Genomic DNA, 18,925 nt, shown 5'->3' on the forward strand with positions numbered 1-18,925 from the left:
TCTGCTCGGCAACACGAATAACTAATGATTATATCTTATCTTTCCTTTTTCTTTCACTGATTATATCTTACTACATAACTACAATAAAGGATAAAGCGTTGAAAGAAAAAGGATTAACGTGTAGTAAAGTACTCGAAACAATGGTACTACGCAGTAACTACATTTGCCTTTCTTCTTTCACCGCTTTATTACGGTTAAAAAGGAAATTATATGATATTTGTTATTCTTTGGACAATCCTTTGAAGTACGCTTTCATTGCTTACAAGTACAGATGCTGTGCCTGTCATTCCGCTGACGAGTTTATACTTGCAAGACGTTATCCTTACCTGTGCCGTGAATACGCTGCCTTCTGCCGTTTGTCGGGGTGTATGCGATGTGGCTGTTATTACACCATTTGCAACTCCGTATGTTTCTGCATCGTAACCCTCAACTTCAATGTTCGCTGTCATTCCTCTTGCTATCGTATTCACGTATTTATAAGGAAAGTCTATTGTGCCTTGATGGGCATTTGTTATCTGCACCTTTGCACTGATGGTCTCGGGATAAGGTATAAAATATGCGCCCACCAGCAGTCCTAATATCACAAAGGTGATGATTGTGATACCATAACGGACAATCCTTGACGGTATCTCGCCAATGATATGCCTTACCTTTTCGCTGCGAAGTTCAATCTTGCTGTCTGCCATAGTGTTTCTCTATTATTAGTTGCCCAGTTCCAATTGATTCTTTACGAGGTTATAGTATGCACCCCGCTTTGCCGTGAGTGCTTCGTGGTTGCCTGTTTCCACTACTTTGCCTTTATCCAATACCACTATCTGGTCGGCATTCTTCACCGTGCTTAATCGGTGTGCCACGATAACCACCGTCTTGCCTTTGTAGAACTCATCCAGATGTTCTACTATCATACGCTCGTTATTGGCATCGAGCGAGTTGGTAGCTTCGTCAAGGAAAATATAATCAGGGTTCTTATATACGGCTCTTGCTATTAGGATACGCTGTTTCTGTCCCTGACTCAAACCCACGCCATCACGACCAATCTTTGTGTTGTATTTTAAGGGCAATCCCATTACATAATTGTGAATACAAGCAATCTCTGCAGCCGTCTGCAATCGCTGTTTGTCTATCTCCTTATCGTCTACGGCTATATTGCGAGCTATCGATTCAGAGAATATCACGCCGTCCTGCATCACCACGCCACATTGTCTGCGCCACCACTTTTTATTAAGTGTGTTTACATCTGTTCCACCAATAGTTATTTGACCTCCCAATACGGGATAATAGCCCAGCATAAGTTTGATGAGGGTGGTTTTTCCGCTACCCGACGCTCCGACAATGGCTGTTACTTTGCCTTTGGGGATAGTGAGGCTAACATCATCTATAATAGTTTTCAGTGCATGTGGGTCGTATTTAAAGTTTATGTTTTCCATGTCTATACCCTTATCCTCTTCTTTCACAGAGGTCTCCAATCCTTGCTTTCCGTTCTCATCGTCCATACGGTGGATTTCGTTGATACGTTCAAGGCTTATCTTTACATCTTGTACGGAGTAGAAGAAACTCATCAGCTGTTCCACGGGCGAGTTAAGCTGCCCTATGATGTACTGCACGGCAAGCATCATACCCAGCGTGAGTTGTCCGTGAATAACAGCAGTTGCTGCCACCACGGTGATAACAATGTTCTTTAGTTCGTTGATGAAGATGCTGCCTGCCTCCTGCGTTTGTTGGAGCTTTAGCGATTTCATCTGTACGTTGAATAAATCAGCCTGCACGTCCTCCCATTCCCAGCGTCTGCGCTGCTCACAGTCTTGCAGTTTTATCTCCTGCATGGAGGTAATAAATTCGTAAGTCTTATTATTGTTGATGGCTTGCTGCTCAAAGAGTTCGTAGTCGAGTACCTTTCTGCGCCTAAGAAATAGTGCAAGCCAACCGCCATAAAGCAGACTGCCAAGCATGAAGATGGCAAAGACAAGCCAATTATAGGACAGCAGCACGATACTGAATACTACAAAGGTGAAAAGCGAGAACACAATACTGAGCGTTTGTTGTGTCAGAAACGAGTTTACACGGTTGTGGTCGCCCATACGCTGCATAAGGTCGCCCATCAGCTTGGTGTCGAAGAACGACATTGGCAGCTTTAAGAGCTTGATGAAAAAGTCGCTTACCAATGAAATGTTGATACGCAAAGAGATATGTAGTAAGAGCCAACGGCGGATAAAATCTATGGCAGTTCGACTAATGGTAAGCATCAGCTGTCCCAAGAGTATCAGCCAAATAAAGCCGATGTTCTGGTTTTTAATGCCCACATCTACGATTGATTGTGTGAGGAAAGGCAGAATGAGTTGCAGCAAGCTGCCAACGAGCAAGCCTAAAACAATCTGCCCGAAATACTTACGATATTGCTTAATGTAACCAAAGAGGAACTTAAACGAGCGTTCCTCTGTTGGCTGTTCGTCTGTCTGCTTTTCATAAAATGCAGGAGTAGGTTCTAAGAACATAGCGATACCCTTTTCCTCACCGCCCGAGTGGGTGCTAATCCAGTGCTTCTTAAATTCCTCGAGATTGTATTTAACAAGTCCCTTTGCGGGGTCAGCAATGTAGAAGGTCTTGCCTTTCTTAACCTTATACAGAACTACAAAATGATTTTGATTCCAATGAAGAATACAAGGGTAATGAGCCTCCCAAAGTTTATTAATACTGATTCTTCCGCTGATAGTTCGTAATCCAAGTTGTAAAGCTGTTTCATTAATACCAAGTAATGAGACTCCTTCTGTGGTTGCAAAGCAAATTCTAGAAAGATATTCTATTGAATATTCGATTCTAAAAAAATTACATACCATCGCAAGGCATGCAACTCCACACTCCATCGCATCATGTTGCTTAATAAAAGGGAAGTGATTCATTACATTCTTTCTTTTTCTTCTTCATTAGAGTGTATCTTATCATGCTGGATTGCATGTTTTGACCCGGCAGAAAAACTAAATGTTACGCTGACAAAGAATTTTCGGGAAATGAAATCAAAGTCTGTACGGTGCTCAAAGTCACCGTTCTTGAATATTTGTTGATTCTTTCCTCTGCTATTCAGCAAGTCTTTTACACCAAAATTGATATTCAGCTTGTCTTTCAAACAACTATAATCCCCCTCTATATCTACTCCAAAGTAATCTGATTTCTGAATAAGATAAAGTTGTTTATAATGCCTGATATAGCGTAAATTAGCCATTGCAGTAAGTTGCTTGGACAACCTGAAACGATTAAAACTTGACAGGACAAGCCCAAAGTCATTAACACGTTTGGTACTGTTCCGATAAAAGTTCTCACTTAGTTCGACATTACTTCTGCTATTCCATATACCACACGTGAAAGGAAATTCCATGTATAAAGCTAATTTCTTTAAATTGCCATCATTTCTTAATGTGTAGCGCGTTTGTTGTTCGTTCATCTGTTCGTATACCTCATTGATTTTCCTATCAATAAAAAATGCAGATAACGAGAAAACATATCTTGACTTCAAAACGAATTGTAATCCTGCATTGTACAGCAATTCGCCTTTCAGATTAGGATTACCTTCCTTATAAGATGTTTCGGACAGATGAAAAACAAATGGATTTACCATCTGATACGACGGACGGTTTATCGATTGCGTATAACTAAGCGACAGGGCATTCCCTTGTCCCATGTTTTTTCTCACAAAGAAAGACGGGAAGAAATTATTGCCTTTTTGGTTGTTATGTAATTGGGTTCTAACTCTTTGTTGGGTATTCCATTCTGTATATTCGTCACGTAGTCCCACTTGAAAATCCCAAGGTCGTGAGGAGTACCTGTACATTCCATATATCGCATATCGTTGCTCATCATAACTGAAATTATCCCGTTGGTCAACATCTTCCGATAACACTCCTCCTAATGTCGTGTTTCCGAGATATAGCTTATTATCATAATTGATACCGGCATTGACATACTTGACACCAAGCGTAAACTGATGGCGGTTGAAGAACTTTGTAAAATCTACCTGTGCACTATATATGTTGATGTGTTCGAATGAGGGTTGCGATTTAGATATAATACTATCCCCACCTATACCTAAGGTGTATTTATTCTCATACTCGTACAAATCATGTTCTCTTTCTCCTACATAATCAGCAAGAAGGTTCAGCTTACTGCCCAGTGTATCTGTTTTCCATTCATAATTTAAAGTAACATTATTGGTATTAGGTCTTAAAGAGTATGGAGCATAACTTAGAATATTTGTTTGATTAGGACTATTATCGGTAACGGTAGAATGAACCCAACAGGCATTGGCATAATCCTTTGCATAGTTGCCCGACCATTCTACACCTAAATAATGCTTCGGAGATATATAAAAGTCGATGCCCAACTTAGGCATATAATAAAGACTTTTATCTGTAGTTTCAGATATACTGTTGATTGTAATGTTTTGTCCATAGTCGCTTTCGGATATCTTACTATGACTTGCCGACTGCCCTAACGCCATATTAGCATAAAGAGCAACGTTCCCCCACGAATAGGTTACCCCTGCAAATTCCGAAAATAGATTCTTGCTTTTCCGTTCGTATTCACTGCCCACATAACCTGATAGTCCGTACTCATGTTTCTTCTGACGGTTAATAACAAGAACACCCGTGCCTCCTTCTGCATCATACCCGGCTGTTGCCTGAGGCAGCAACTCCAAATTCTTTATATCATTACCGCGCAAGGATGATAAATATCTTTTGAGCTGCGCCCCACTTAACCTTACCAATTTTCCATTTTCATATATTTTGATACCATTGCCCATAATGGTAATACCACCTTCTCCATCATAATTTACACCCGGAATCAAATTCAAAATATTAGAAAGAGAACGTGCCTTTAACAATTTACTATGTTCTACACTAACTATCATTCTGTCAGCTTTATATTGAACAAATGGTCTTTCTGCTAATACAGTTACTTCAGAAAGATTTATTGTGTCTGACATTGAGGTAGGTTTGTTCTGTGCAAAGCCCGTTAGTACACATTGCAAAAAACAAAAAGAAAGAATGTATAAATACTTTTTCATAGGGACTTTGGACAATTTACGTCAGGATAATCCCAATGTTTTGTGCCATATTTTCTTACAATATCTCTATAACATACTTGTTTAGGAATTCTACAAGCTTCATAGTCTTTACAGGTCTTACATGGACTTTCATCTGATATATTAGATTGTTTGAGATAATAAAGATTCAAAGCTGCTTCTGAATTCCAAATATCATTAAGTGATTGTTCTAAAATATTACCCACAATAAATTTAGGATGCCAGTATAATTCTTCACAAATAGTAACATTTCCATCTGGCAGAACAAATAATTGGAGATAATTACCAGAGCAAACACTTCTTTCATTAAACTTAGCCCAAGTCTTAGTGGAAGAGTTTGTATCTTCTTTATCAAGACCTGAAGATAAGATTGGAAAGTTAGCCTTATTCTGTAATTTTTTACACAATGCAGATATAGATGCTTGAGCCTCCTTTGTGGGAGCAATTGTCCCTTGAATGGCGGAATTTACATATATAGATTCTCCGCCTATATCAGGCTTCCAATAAAGAATGTTGGACAGACTTTTTATAAAGTGAAATATTGATATAAAGTCCTCTTTTGTAGAATTCCTTTGTGTTAAAATTGAATGTATTGCAACTCTTATATCATATTTGTCTAAAAGTTGTAGAGTCTGTTTTACATTTTCAATATATTTGTTATTTATTCCTAACATTCGATTTAATGTTTCTGGAATTAGAGAATCAAGTGAAAATTGCAGTTGGGTGCATTTATTTTCAGAAAGAAAACTACAGGATGATCTGCAGTTTTGTCGGATAAGTTATCGCCACCTGTCAATGTTACCATTTCTGATTTTAAGAGAACTTCAGACTCCTCTAAAAAACTCTTTTTAATTAAATCTTTCATAAGGACTATATAAATATGCCTACTCGTTACTATTAGCTTTTCGGCTACCACTCCTGTTTACCAGTATGGTCTGGATATAATATTGTCAACTTGGCTATCCAATATAAACTCACCCTTGTAGGGATAGTTTCTCTATTGGAATCAAAAAGCATAGTTTGAAGCATGGATTTTTAGGCTTCGCTTTACCCTCCGTTACATACTCGAACTCTATTCAATATGTTGGAGGTGATATATGGGGTAAGAACAGTACTACTTTCATAAGCATATTTTATTGTTGTTTTTGCAAAAATAGTCTTTTTTCTTTAGATTGCAAGAAATTTGCCCGGAATTTCAATGAAAGTCGAAAATTTAATAATTAAACTGCCGTAAAATGCACACTAATTGACCTTTGGGCATATTCATGGCTGTTCGTTTTGACATGTATGTGTCCGTATGTCCCATCTATGGAATTTTTCTCACGATTTCTTGGAAGGTTGGTGTTTATCTGCAAATTTTCGTATAGTTTTCTACGTTTCATACATAGCAAAAATATGAAAGCAAAAGGCCTCTACCATGTATTTTGTATAAAATATATGGTGGAGGCAATTCCAATAAGATAAAGAGAGTATTCTCCTGCCTATACTTTATATTTCTCTTCCAACAACCATTCTAAGTCCGAAGCCTTATAAAGTATTTTCCCTGCAAACTGTGTGTAGGGAATAATCCTCTTGTCCCGATAGTCCTGCAAGGTGCGTGGGCTGATATACAGCTTCTCGCATACTTCCTTACCTGTAAGAAAATGCTCACCGCCAAATAGCGGCTTGTGTGTCTGTGCCACTTCCTTAATTCTCTTGCTTACTCCGCTGATAGCTGACAGCACCACCTGCATATCGTCAGCCTCTATATTCAAATCTCTTACCTGTTCCATAATCTTCGTGTCTATTTGTTGATTTTAGTTTTTCCCGTTTCAGCTTTCTCCGTTTTTGTTTGGAGCAACTGTTCCACGTCCTCACGCTTGTAGTAGCACTTATGCCCGATTTGGGCAAAGGGCAACACACCCGTATCACGGTAGTGCTGCAAGGTGCGCTTGCTGATATTAAGCAGCCTGCACACATCACCGTTGTGCAGCCAATCGGTGTGCCTGCTTCGTTCCCCGAATGCCTTGTGGCAGGTCTCGGCAAGGTTGAGTATTTCGTTCCTCAGCTTTGCCCAATTTGAATCCGTAATGATAAAATATCCCATTTCCTTATTATTGTTTTGTTTGTAATTTCTTTTTGTTTTGCGCTTCATCGCACATTTCTGCCTGCAAAAGTAGGATGTGTTTTCCATACCTCAAAGCAACAGGGAAGAGCAGGGAAATACAGGGAACTTGAAGGAAAAGGCAACGCATTTCATCGACTGGCATTTACACTTTTTGCCATATTTTCTTCTTTCACCATTCGTTTAGTGTAAAGATACGTCGTGCCGATACAATTCTATCGATGTTGTTCAAGTGGCAGCTTGTGGCACTTTCAATGTAGCCAAACGCTACCACATCTCTGCACAGATTCTATCGTTTGCAATATCGGTGCAGAATATTGCAAACATGCGCAAGGGGTACACTATTGTTTTTGCCTTTTCTTGTCGTTTTATCCTCTGTTTTGGCTTAAATCATCTTTTTTCTTTTCCCACCTCCATAAAAAACATGTGAACTTTATAGCAGACGGGCGCAACATTATGCAAGCACTCCCTGAATGCTTGGAACTTTCCTGTTCTCTTCATAACTTCACTCTTGGAAACCAAACCAAGCATATAATGAAAAAGAATGCAGATAAAGGTAAATCGGAGGGAGGAAACAATATGCCCAAGCAAAGGAAGACTTCCTCCAAAAACGGTGAGATAGAAACTTATCTCTCCTCTCGCTATGAGTTCAGATACAACACGGTATTGGGAAGAACCGAAAGGAAAGAACAACCTGATACTGGTTATCAACTCGTACCTCCAAGCCGTTCCTCAATTTCACGAGACAATGACACTCCACGAGCGCAGAATCCCATTGGTGCGGTGGCAGACACCATTGTTAGTGCAGCCGATGAAGTTGTGGAAGGGTTAGGCGATTTGATTACACCATCCACACAAGGCAATGACTATGCTGAAACAGCATGGCAGCGCAAACTTAGAAACCAAGCCAACAGAAAGAAGAAGCGAAGACGTGGATTATAGTCCAATCACAAATCGCATTATAAAAGTGCAGAAAGAAGAATATCTCATTAAAAACGCTTGTTATTCGCAAGCAAAGTATTATCTTTGCAAACAGAATAACAAGCGTTCTTTGTTAGGCAGAAAACAGCGGAGCCAAGTAGTTCGCTCGTTTCCAAATCGTTACCTATTTAGTTTTACCAACAAGGTAACTTCTTTATTTTCAATAAGTTGTATTTTAAGAATTATCTTGCCGTGCATTTTTCTGGGACTTGGATAGTAAATACGGGCCATTGATGCGTCGTGTGCCTGGGACGCTGAGCAATAATAATATGGAACGTTCCGGAGTCCGGGAGGCCTATAATCTGATTCTGGAGGATCTGGATTATGCTATTGATTACGGGCCTGTGTATAAAGATGTTTTTTCTGCTTCCAGAGGATTGGCAAAGGGGTTCAAAGTGGAAGTTTTATTACTGAGGGGAACAGATGAAGATTACGCGAAAGTGCCGGAATTGGCAAATGAAGTACTTTCTAATTATGAATTTAAGTTGGAAGAGAGCTTTGAGGATGTTTTTAAAAACGGTTATAAATCTACTGAAATCATGTTTTCCCGTTTCCTTTCTGCTAAAAAGTTGGCCGACGTGGATATGAATGTCGCCAGTATAAAGAAGTTAATGTGTGGAAAATACAAGCCCAACGACCAGTTTTTCGATATTTTCAACTCAACCAATGACATCCGTTATGCTTTGACTTTTGATTCGGTACTGTATGAACAGTTTAATTCGACAAATAAGACGTTGATTTTAAAGAAATTATGGCGTACGGACGGAAATTGTCCGATGTTTTATATGCGTTTGGCTCAGATGAAACTGTTTCAGGCTGAGGCGTTGGAACATAATGGGGCGTCGGTTGCAGATGTGTTGGCTCCTTTGAATGATTTGCGTCGGCGTTCGGGCAATGTGCTTTTAAAAGCGGAAGATTTTTCGGACAGGGATGATTTGGTCAGAACCATATTTTATGAAATCGTCCGGGAAATGGGACTGGAAAATGGGGCTGAATGGTTTGCTGCTGTCCGGATGCGTTTATCTTCAGGTAAAAGATTGATATCGGAACTGAATCCTGTTTATTCAGATGATAAACAGTTAGCCTGGCAGATTCCGGACGATGAGGTAAGTTACAATACCCTGATGGAGCCTAATCCGGTGTTTATACGGGAGTAATGAATGTTTAATGATTTTAGATTGCTTGTTATGAGATTTAAATATATATTGATTCTATTATTAGGATGTTGTTGCTGGAGGTGTAACAGTATCGATGATCGTTTTGAAGAAAAAGATAATCTGCGTCTGATTATGCTGGAAGCCATAGAAGAACCTTATGCAAATCCCAAGGATGTGTATGTATATAAATTGATGGCGCAGAGTATGAGTGGACTTGAACGGGTTGTTATTTCGAATGTTAGTCATGAACTGGATTCTGCTCCGGCTTTACCGACAATTGTATTAGTGGACTCTGTTACAGTGGATTCAAATGGATATTTAAGCCGTCCGGTGAAAACTGCAATTATAGAATATCCCATCGTTGTTCCTCCTCTGCCCGGAGAATCAATCAGCCTGGATTTTACGGTGACTGCTGTCAATGGGAAATTCCAGACTATAACCTCTTCGATGCTGGTTGCTAATTATAAAGAAAGTAAGAAAGGGCTCTTTTTTGCCAATACCTATACTTCCAAGAATTATGCTTTTTACTCTTCGGAAAAAGATGCTCTTTATGGTGTAAATCCCAACTTAGCTACTTATTATAAGAGGAATATTCCTTATATTGATTTTTATTCTATTTCTGACGGCGCCAGGGAATATTTTATCTATTCACCCACAGATCCGGAGGTCGTTGAAAGACTGAAAGGGCAGGGAATTACGGATTATGTACTGACGGAGATGCGGAGAACCCGTATGGTAAAACTGGAGGATATAAATTTTACAAAGGTGAAAGATAAAGAGATTCTAGCCATAGATTTTACAAATACAGTAACGAAAATTCAGGTAAAAAAAGGTGATAATATAGGTTTTATAACGGAAGACGGCCGGAAAGGTATTATGAATATTGCTGGAGCCTCCGGCAGATACATCGATTTTAAATGTAAGACCCAGACCATTCCCCAATAATCAGGGGAGGTTTTTGGGCATCCTACTATTGCCGGTATTTGGGCCGGAAAATGTAACCGGGCAGAAAAGCTGCCCGGTTATTATATTAGGTAGTTATATACATATTTGCACTCATAAGCGTACTTTTTAAATAGTAACGGCGGTTTTAACGGTTATAAAGGTTTTAAAAGTCAAGTCTGACTGTTGTAACTAAAAACGATACAGAAATACTGTTTCAGGTCTTTAGAATCAATTGTGTGTCGGTGTTTCCGCTTCTTTCCGCTTTTTTTGGAAGTTGTCCACTACGAATGCAGTAAAAATCGGAAAAAATACCATGCCAGAGGCGGCTAAGATAACAGCCAGCGATTGGCCTAATTTTGTGACGCCGAAGATGTTGGAACCGACGGTAGTGACGTTCATCAATGACCAGTTGAAGGCATCCCAGTAGTCTTTGACCATGGGGTTTGGGCCATGCTCGACGAAGTAGAACATGATGCTGCAAAAATAAATGATAACAAAGACGATGGACAGATAGGTGACGAACAGATTGGTTACTTTACTGCGGGTCATCCAGCTGACGATGATCGATATACCGTAGATACCCCGGGCGATAGGAATTAAACGCAGTAAAACCCAGGTGGCATGGGAAAGATGGGCGGAAGAAATATATACGATATTCAGATAGGGGATAGAAATCAATAATAAAAAGATATGATGACCCAGAAAATGCCATCCTTCCTGACTAAAATACCAGCGGACAAAGAAATCTGCCAGGAAAATCGTACAGACCATTAAATGGGTATTCAGAATAAAGCGTTCGGATAAAATCGTTGTTGCAGATAATAATTCGATAGAAATAATTACCAGAACCAGTATGCTACTGAGCAATACCATAATGTTCAGGAATTTTACGATAGGTTTATCGTTCTGTACCATGGTCTATGGGTTTATAAAATTTGTAAAGTTCATAAAGTTTGTAAAGTCGGTGTCCCCTGCGGGTACTTAATTTACGGGACTTTCGGTGGGACGCATCGGGGACGTAAACGAAGCGCTCGCAGGGGAAACGACTTTATGAGTTATTTTATAATTTCTACAGTGTCGCCACTGAAGACATTGACTCCGAGTTCCCGGGCGATGTATTTGATGGCAGCTTGTGCTTTCACCGAGTTTCCGGCATCGTCTAATGGAGGTGCAAAGGCTGCAATACCGAATACGCCGGGCAGACAACCCATCACGCCGCCACCGACTCCGGTTTTGGCAGGGATACCGCTGGTGTAGATCCAGTCGCCGGTGTGTTCGTAGAAACCGACAGCAGTGATCAGGGAAATGATATGGGGCATCAGGGATTCATCGAATACCTGTTTACCGGTTACCGGATTTTTACCTTTGTTAGCTATCGTACAACCTGCTATCGCTAACTGTTTGGTCGTTACTCCCATAGAGCAATGTCGGGTATAGAGATCCAGCGACATGTCCGGATCGTCGTAAATCCGGTTGTAATTTTTCAATAACCAGGCGATAGAACGATTGTTGAAATTTGTGGCGGATTCCGATTTGTAAAGTTCGTCTTGTAATATTAATTCGCTACCGCATAGATCGGCCATATTGTCGGCAATAGCAGCCCATTTCGAATTGGGATCACCGATGGGCTTAACCATACTATCGGCACTGATAGCGCCGGCATTGACCAAGGGGGTACTCGGATGATCCTTTTCCAGTAAGATTGCCATGATGGAGTTGAAAGGAAGCCCGGTTGCATCGGCGCCTATCTTTTTCAATACGGCTTCGGCTCCATATTGTTTGAGTATCAATACAGCTGTATGGACTTTAGAAATAGATTCGATACCGAAAACATAGGTTGTATCTCCGGCTTCGATGACTTCTCCCGTGGGTAGACAGACAGCGATACCGAAAAGGTTAGGATCGATTTTAGCCAGGAAAGGGATATAGTCGGCATTCTTTCCGCCTTTCAGATTTTTTACTTTCTCATGAGCTTGTTTGACAATGGCTTCGAGGTCGGTTATTTTTATGGTCTTTTTCATGATTCAAAATTTAATTTTTTCTGTTCCGGATTTATTGAAAATAAGCCGGAACAGAAAAAGGGATTATTTTTGTGAAGTCGGGTTCTCTTTTGCTCCCAGCGTTGGGGGAATTGTTGTTTGCCCGGTCGATGTATTAGTCTGAGGAGTGCCGGCCGGGGTTGTTACCGGAGTGGGGGTTACTGTGGCTGGGTTTGTTGTAGTAGCAGTAACCGGAGCAACTTCCCAATGAAAAGGTTGGATTTCCGTATTCGGATCTTTCCAGGACGGCTTACGCAAAGAATAAATAATCAGTGGTATGGCTACAAAGATAATGCACCCCAGGATCAGTACGGTAAACCATACGGTATTACTTCCGGTTGCAATCTGAGAAGGTGGGATAAAGCTTAATACGAATGCCAGCAGGGCACCCAGGAAACCGATGCCTGCCACTATCCAGATCAGGCCGTTTCCTTTCCGTCCGATAGCGAAAGGACGATCGGCTTTGGACATTTTATACCGTAAAGTGATGGCTGCTGTAAACATCAGCATGTACATAATCAGGTATAGCAATACGGTCAACTGTGAAAGCATCTGATAGAAAGATTGGACAGAAGGCATGACAACAAATAATAAGGCCAATAAAGTAACGATGCACCCCTGAATGATCAGGATGTTTTTCTGTACTCCGATTTTATTCGTTTTTTGGAAAAAAGGAGGCAGATAACCGGCTTTACCGACGGCAAAAATACCTTTTGACGGACCGGCAACCCAGGTTAGAACTCCGGCTAATACACCGAACATCAAGGCGATGGCGATGATTGGCGAAGCCCAATGAATATGAAGATAAGCCAAATAATTGTCAAAACCGACCAATAAACTTTGGGTTAAGTTGATTTCTTTAGCCGGAATAATCAATCCCAGGGCAAAAGTACCTAGAATAAAAATGACTACGATAATGATGGCACCGATAAAGATGGCTTTAGGATAGTTCTTACTGGCGGGTTCTTTTACATCCATAACGTGAATACCGGACATTTCCATACCGGCATAAAACAGGAATATACTGGAAGCTAATACCAGGTTATTGAAATTAGACAGGTCCGGGAAGAATCCCTGACTCATATCCATGTTGTTATGCCCTCCGGTTGCTAAATAGATAATACCGAAAAGAATCAGTAAACCGGCCGGAATAATAGTTCCTACCGTTGCGCCGATTTTTGAGATTTTACTTACCCAGCCCAATCCTTTCAGTGAAATAAAAGTGGCTAACCAGTAGATGACCAATACAGTGACCAAGGTAAAGACTTTGTTGGAAGCCAGTGCTGCATCATGTACATTATTCATGCCAATATAGGCAATGGATACAGCACCGAAGGTCAATACGGTCGGATACCAGATGGTACTTTCGATCCATTGCAGGAAAATAGCCAGGAAGCCGTATCTTTTTCCGTAAGCTTCACCGACCCAACGAAATACCCCACCTTCTTTGTTGGAGAACATGGCCGCTAGTTCGGCCGCTACCAACGAAGTCGGGATTAAAAATACGATTGCAGCGAACAGATAATAGAAAGCCGAACTCAGGCCATATTCGGCTTCTGCCGGCAGACCACGAAGACTCACTACTGCTGCAACGTTCATGATAGCCAGGGTCATTACGCCGATTTTTGCCGCCGTTCCTGTTTTTTTGGAATTTGTTGCCATAGTTTGAATAAATTTAATTAATAAATATAAGCTTGAAATTAAGTGTTTTATATTTTTTGAATTTGTTATCGCTTTTGCTGTCCTAGGTACGAGTTTGATAAAATGAATGTTTAAATCCTTACATTATTTAACTTTGACGGAGGAAATCCTTTTTCCTTGAAGTGGGATAAGAAGAAAACAAATTAAACCGATATTTAATTGTATAATTTTGGATACTTTTGCAGGATATCTACTAAACAGTGATAAAAATGACAGTTGCAGAAGCACAAACGCTTTGTTTGAAGCAGGGAACCCCTTTTTATTCCTATCGTTTACCGGGAGAACGAGAATCTGTTTTCGGCGCTCAGCTGGACGGTGAAGTTGCCCCTTTCCGTCAGGTTGGAGAACAGGGAAAGGGATTTATTCTGGTTCCTTTTGCCGAATCTGAAGAAGTACCTGCCTGGTTTATCCGGGGAGATATAACCTTTAGGGAGGTAACGACGGATATTGAAATCCGGACCGGCTTAAGCGGGACTATGGGGCTAACCGATATTAAACCCGGGCAGGAACCGGATATTTCCTGGGAAGAATATGAAAGTCAGGTGGCGGCGATGGTAGCGGCCTTAAAACAAGGTCAGGTACGCAAGATGGTTTTGTCCAGAACAATTACTTTACAGGAACGGGCTTATGAAAAAGCGGCTGTCTGGTATACTGCTTTGGCTGATCGTTATCCGGAAGCTTTTGTGTTTTTGGTTTTTGTTCCTGGTAAAACCTGTTGGTTGGGAGCGACACCGGAGATTTTCTTGAGGCAGTCGGCGGCTGGAACCGAGACTATGGCTCTGGCGGGTACCCGAAGGGTAGGAACATCAGGAGCTTGGGGGCAGAAGGAGATCGAGGAACAGGCTATCGTAACGGAATATATGGCAGAGCTGTTAGAGACGGTATGTGGAGAAAAATGGCGACAGGAGGGCCCCTTTTCAAAACAAGCCGGACAGGTTGAACATTTGTGTACCGTTTTTCGGCATGTGGGAAAACTGACTCCCGGGCTGACCGACCGGGTACGTCGTGCTTTGCATCCGACTCCTGCGGTGGGAGGGGTACCTGCTGGATCGGCTCTTCCGATGATCAGGCGGATAGAAGGACGTAACCGGCGGTATTATGCCGGGTATGTGGGGCCGGTATCGGGTGACGGATGTTGGGATTGGTTTGTGAATTTACGTAGTATGGAGTTGTGGCCCGATAGAATCAGATTACATATCGGAGGGGGGATTACGGCCTTGTCCGATCCCCGGAAAGAATGGGAAGAAACTGAATTGAAATCGAGGACCTTGTTGGATATCGTACAGTATAGCGATAAATAAATTTTGTCGTCGGAATATGGAATACTTAACTACAGATAAAGAAGGAATAAAGATATTGATAGAGGTTCTGAAAGAAAAAGGAATCCGTCAGGTGGTATTATCGCCGGGCTCCAGAAATGCTCCTTTGTTGGTTGCATTTGCCCGTGAGAAACAAATCAGGCACTTTGTCGTGCTCGACGAACGGAGTGCCGCTTTTATGGCTCTGGGTATGGCGCAACAATCGGGTGTTCCGGTGGCTTTGGTATGCACGTCGGGGACTGCTCCTTTGAATTATGCACCGGCGATAGCGGAAGCATATTACCAACGTTTACCCTTGATCGTGATCACGGCCGACCGTCCGGTGGAATGGATCGATCAGGACGATAGCCAGACAATCCGGCAGCAAGCGGTTTTCCGGAATATTGTAAAGGCTTCTTATCAGTTACCGGCCGAACTGTTCCATGCAGACGAACACTGGTATGCCAATCGTCTGGTCAACGATGCTTTGAATACCGCTTTGAAAGGCCGGCAGGGACCTGTACATCTGAATATACCCTTGCGGGAATCGCTCTATGGGCTGAGGGATTACCCGGAGCGGGAAGTAAGGACGATCGAATGTATCGATCCGGCCCCGAGTCTGTCGGCCGGGGTGATGCAACGTCTGGTGGATATCTTCGATCATTGTCCGAAGGTGATGATTCTGGCCGGATTTCATCGGCCTGATTTCCGGTTGAGAGAAGCGCTTCATCGGTTGGCGGGTTATCCGAATGTAGTGGTATTGACAGAAACGCTGGCCAATGTGACTTCTGAGCGGCATATCGGAACGATCGACCGGGTATTGGCAACGGTAAAAGAGGCAGAGCGGGAGGAATATCGTCCGGAGTTGTTGATTACTTTCGGGGGACCGTTGATTTCCAGGCATGTGAAAGCTTATCTGCGGAAATTCCGGCCTCGTTGGCATTGGAGTATCGATCGTACCGAGCATCCGGCCGATACCATGCAGGTACTGACGACTCAGATCCAATTGGAAGCAGAATGTTTTTTTCCGCAATTGGTAGCGGTGGCCAAAGGTAGGGCATCTGATTATGCTTTGCGTTGGAAAGAAAAGAAAGAATCGGCGGCAGTACGTCATGAGGAATTTGCCGGTCGGGTAGAGTGGTCGGATTGGAAGGCTTTTTCGCTTATTTTGCCGGCATTGCCGGAAGGATCTGCCTTGCAGCTGGCTAACAGTACTCCTGTGCGTTACGGACAACTGTTCGACTATTTTCAGGTGAAGCGGGTAGACGGAAACCGGGGGACAAGTGGGATAGACGGCTCGACTTCGACAGCAGTGGGGGCTGCCTTGATGAGGGAAGGAATAACAACGCTGATCACCGGGGATATGAGTTTTCTGTACGATTCCAACGCATTGTGGAATAAATATATATCCTCTCGTTTGAAGATTATTGTGATGAAAAATGGCGGGGGTGGTATTTTCAGATTCATATCCGGTCCTTCGGAACTGGAAGAGTTGGAAGAATGTTTCGAAACCGGGACGGAGGTAGATGTCTGCGGATTTGCACAACTTCATCATTTCCGTTATTTCAAAGCAAGCGATGAGGTTGAACTGGCCGGTGTTTTACCTGAGTTCTTCAATGAAACCGAATGGCCCGTGATCCTGGAGGTCGAAACCCCACGTTTGAAGAATGCAGAGGTGTTGAAAAGTTACTTCCGGAGTTTACAAGGAGAATGATAATATATTAAATAAAACAGTTTATGAGAAAGTGGCAAACCATAAAAGAATACGAAGATATCAAATTCGATTTCTTCGAAGGAATTGCAAAGATTACGATCAACCGTCCCCGGGTGTATAATGCTTTTCGTCCTCAAACGAATAAAGAGATGCTGGATGCGATGACGATTTGCCGGGAACGCAACGATATCGGGGTTGTCGTGTTGACAGGTGCCGGAGATAAAGCTTTTTGTTCCGGGGGAGATCAGCATGTGAAGGGTGTAGGAGGATATATAGATGAGAACGGGGTGCCCCGTCTGAATGTACTCGATTTGCACAAGGCAATCCGTTCACTTCCCAAACCTGTGATCGCTATGGTCAACGGTTATGCTATCGGAGGCGGGCATGTGTTGCATGTAATCTGTGATCTGACTATCGCTTCCGAGAATGCCCGTTTCGGACAAACCGGACCGAAAGTAGGGAGTTTCGACGGAGGATTTGGTTCTTCGTATCTGGCTCGTTGTGTCGGACAGAAAAAAGCACGTGAAATCTGGTTTCTTTGTCGGCAATATACAGCCAAAGAAGCCGAAGAAATGGGAATGGTCAATAAAGTGGTTCCCTTCGAACAATTGGAAGACGAGACGGTGGATTGGTGTAAAACCATTATGAAACGTAGTCCTATGGCTATCCGAATGATAAAACGGGCTTTGAATGCCGAATTGGATGGGCAACACGGACTGATGGAATTTGCCGGAGACGCGACTTTGATGTATTATTTGATGGCTGAAGCCCAGGAAGGGAAGAATGCCTTTTTAGAGAAACGGGATCCGGATTTCGATCAATTTCCCAAATTTCCTTGAATTCTTTATTCGATCAGGTTATCGGTATCATGTTGAAAGCATCTTTTCAGAAATATCGGCTTCATTTCAAAGAACCTTCCGGGACGTCCCGGGGGATTCTGTTGGATAAGGATACTTATTTTATCCGGATTTGGGAGGAAGGCGCGGAGACCTGCTTCGGGCTTGGCGAGTGTGCTCTCTTCCGGGGATTAAGTGCTGAAGACCGGCCGGATTATGAAGAAAAGCTGAGAGAGGTTTGTAATCGTATCGCTGAAATAGAGATAGCCTCTCTTCAGGAATGGAGTTCGATCCGTTTTGGTGTGGAGATGGCATTCGCCGATTTGCGGCAAGGAGGAAAGCGGATTTATTTTCCTTCTGCTTTTTCTGCCGGCGAAGCAGGGATCGAAATCAACGGACTCATCTGGATGGGAGACCGGGAAACGATGTTGCAACGAATCCGGGCTAAATTAGATGCCGGATTTCATTGTATAAAAGTGAAAATCGGAGCCATTGATTTTCAGTCGGAGCTCGACTTATTGAAATTTATCCGTCGCCGTTTCGGTAGGGAAGACGTGGAACTGAGGGTGGATGCGAACGGCGCTTTCGCTCCTGAGACAGCTCTGGAACGCTTGGATGCTTTGGCAAAATACGATTTGCATTCTATCGAACAACCTATCCGTCAGGGGCAATGGCGGGAGATGGCCCGGCTTTGTGCCCGGACACCGGTGCCTATAGCGCTCGATGAAGAATTGATCGGAGTAAACGATGCCGGGCAGAAACGTGAATTGCTGGAAGCGATCCGGCCCCGGTACATTATTTTGAAACCGGCTTTGGCCGGTGGTTTTAGCGGAACGGAAGAGTGGATCCGGCTGGCTGAAGTAAGAGGTATCGGATGGTGGGTGACTTCTGCCCTGGAGTCGAATATCGGATTGAGTGCATTGGCACAATGGACGTATGGATTACAGAATCCGATGCCTCAGGGATTAGGAACAGGGCTGCTCTATACCAACAATATCCCTTCACCTTTGCAGCTGACCGGGGAAAGATTATATTATCGTCCACAGAGAATGTGGGATTTGTCGTCTATTAGCTGA

Annotated in this window: 16 protein-coding genes and 2 pseudogenes; 8 read left to right on the plus strand and 10 right to left on the minus strand. The window is 42.5% G+C overall.

Features of this window, described 5'->3' with window-relative positions; all coding sequences use genetic code 11:
- Positions 1-206 precede the first annotated feature (206 nt).
- The 7 genes from ODOSP_RS01800 to ODOSP_RS01825 form a co-directional block, all read right to left on the minus strand.
- Complete coding sequence (locus tag ODOSP_RS01800; RefSeq protein ID WP_013610706.1) at positions 207-686, minus strand: hypothetical protein; 480 nt, start codon at positions 684-686, stop codon at positions 207-209.
- 15 nt (positions 687-701) lie between these two features.
- Positions 702-2,897 (minus strand): peptidase domain-containing ABC transporter, encoded by a 2,196-nt coding sequence (locus ODOSP_RS01805; RefSeq protein ID WP_013610707.1) that lies wholly within the window; start codon positions 2,895-2,897, stop codon positions 702-704.
- Positions 2,897-5,056 (minus strand): outer membrane beta-barrel family protein, encoded by a 2,160-nt coding sequence (locus ODOSP_RS01810; RefSeq protein ID WP_013610708.1) that lies wholly within the window; start codon positions 5,054-5,056, stop codon positions 2,897-2,899. Before ODOSP_RS01810 ends, ODOSP_RS01805 begins: the two co-directional genes overlap by 1 nt.
- A complete protein-coding gene (locus ODOSP_RS18610) occupies positions 5,053-5,748 on the minus strand; it encodes a radical SAM/SPASM domain-containing protein (protein ID WP_049782804.1) in 696 nt (231 codons plus the stop codon). Before ODOSP_RS18610 ends, ODOSP_RS01810 begins: the two co-directional genes overlap by 4 nt.
- A 20-nt stretch (positions 5,749-5,768) precedes the next feature.
- Positions 5,769-5,939 carry a hypothetical protein gene (locus tag ODOSP_RS19860; protein WP_157741823.1) on the minus strand — a complete coding sequence of 57 codons (171 nt, stop codon included), beginning with the start codon at positions 5,937-5,939 and terminating at the stop codon, positions 5,769-5,771.
- Positions 5,940-6,555: 616 nt separating this feature from the next.
- Positions 6,556-6,846 carry a helix-turn-helix domain-containing protein gene (locus ODOSP_RS01820; protein WP_013610709.1) on the minus strand — a complete coding sequence of 97 codons (291 nt, stop codon included), beginning with the start codon at positions 6,844-6,846 and terminating at the stop codon, positions 6,556-6,558.
- An 11-nt stretch (positions 6,847-6,857) separates the two neighbouring features.
- Complete coding sequence (locus ODOSP_RS01825; RefSeq protein ID WP_013610710.1) at positions 6,858-7,160, minus strand: helix-turn-helix domain-containing protein; 303 nt, start codon at positions 7,158-7,160, stop codon at positions 6,858-6,860.
- Between the two features lie 474 nt (positions 7,161-7,634).
- Here ODOSP_RS01825 and ODOSP_RS20095 point away from each other — a divergent pair.
- The 4 genes and pseudogenes from ODOSP_RS20095 to ODOSP_RS01840 all read left to right on the plus strand — a co-directional run.
- Positions 7,635-7,859, plus strand: a pseudogene (locus tag ODOSP_RS20095) (VapE domain-containing protein); the annotation flags it as partial.
- A pseudogene (locus tag ODOSP_RS20100) lies at positions 7,839-8,120 on the plus strand (relaxase/mobilization nuclease domain-containing protein); the annotation flags it as partial. The pseudogenes ODOSP_RS20095 and ODOSP_RS20100, both read left to right, overlap by 21 nt.
- 272 nt (positions 8,121-8,392) lie before the next feature.
- On the plus strand, positions 8,393-9,316 hold the full coding sequence (locus ODOSP_RS01835) for a RagB/SusD family nutrient uptake outer membrane protein (RefSeq protein WP_013610712.1): 924 nt from the start codon (positions 8,393-8,395) through the stop codon (positions 9,314-9,316).
- Positions 9,317-9,346: 30 nt separating this feature from the next.
- On the plus strand, positions 9,347-10,261 hold the full coding sequence (locus ODOSP_RS01840; protein WP_022160111.1) for a hypothetical protein: 915 nt from the start codon (positions 9,347-9,349) through the stop codon (positions 10,259-10,261).
- A gap of 228 nt (positions 10,262-10,489) precedes the next feature.
- On the opposite strand, the gene ODOSP_RS01845 is transcribed toward ODOSP_RS01840, so the two are convergent.
- From ODOSP_RS01845 to gadC, 3 genes are all read right to left on the minus strand, one after another.
- Entirely contained in the window at positions 10,490-11,176 is a 687-nt protein-coding gene (locus ODOSP_RS01845; RefSeq protein ID WP_013610714.1) for an ion transporter, read from the minus strand.
- A 140-nt stretch (positions 11,177-11,316) separates the two neighbouring features.
- Positions 11,317-12,282, minus strand: coding sequence for a glutaminase A (gene glsA, locus ODOSP_RS01850; RefSeq protein WP_013610715.1), 966 nt, complete (start codon positions 12,280-12,282; stop codon positions 11,317-11,319).
- A 63-nt stretch (positions 12,283-12,345) separates the two neighbouring features.
- Positions 12,346-13,962, minus strand: coding sequence for a putative glutamine/gamma-aminobutyrate antiporter GadC (gene gadC / locus ODOSP_RS01855; RefSeq protein WP_013610716.1), 1,617 nt, complete (start codon positions 13,960-13,962; stop codon positions 12,346-12,348).
- A gap of 248 nt (positions 13,963-14,210) precedes the next feature.
- Here gadC and ODOSP_RS01860 point away from each other — a divergent pair, with 248 nt between their 5' ends.
- Genes ODOSP_RS01860 through ODOSP_RS01875 form a run of 4 tightly spaced genes read left to right on the plus strand, consistent with a single transcriptional unit; the run spans position 14,211 to position 18,925 of the window.
- The gene (locus tag ODOSP_RS01860; RefSeq protein WP_013610717.1) at positions 14,211-15,302 is read left to right on the plus strand and encodes a chorismate-binding protein; all 1,092 of its coding nucleotides are present in this window, start codon (positions 14,211-14,213) and stop codon (positions 15,300-15,302) included.
- 16 nt (positions 15,303-15,318) lie between these two features.
- Positions 15,319-17,013: a 2-succinyl-5-enolpyruvyl-6-hydroxy-3-cyclohexene-1-carboxylic-acid synthase gene (menD, locus tag ODOSP_RS01865; protein WP_013610718.1), complete on the plus strand. Its 1,695-nt coding sequence runs from the start codon at positions 15,319-15,321 to the stop codon at positions 17,011-17,013.
- 23 nt (positions 17,014-17,036) lie between these two features.
- Positions 17,037-17,852: a 1,4-dihydroxy-2-naphthoyl-CoA synthase gene (gene menB / locus ODOSP_RS01870; RefSeq protein WP_013610719.1), complete on the plus strand. Its 816-nt coding sequence runs from the start codon at positions 17,037-17,039 to the stop codon at positions 17,850-17,852.
- A 29-nt stretch (positions 17,853-17,881) separates the two neighbouring features.
- The gene (locus ODOSP_RS01875) at positions 17,882-18,925 is read left to right on the plus strand and encodes an o-succinylbenzoate synthase (protein ID WP_013610720.1); all 1,044 of its coding nucleotides are present in this window, start codon (positions 17,882-17,884) and stop codon (positions 18,923-18,925) included.

Origin of the sequence: Odoribacter splanchnicus DSM 20712 (genome assembly GCF_000190535.1) — a bacterium.
GTDB lineage: Bacteria > Bacteroidota > Bacteroidia > Bacteroidales > Marinifilaceae > Odoribacter > Odoribacter splanchnicus.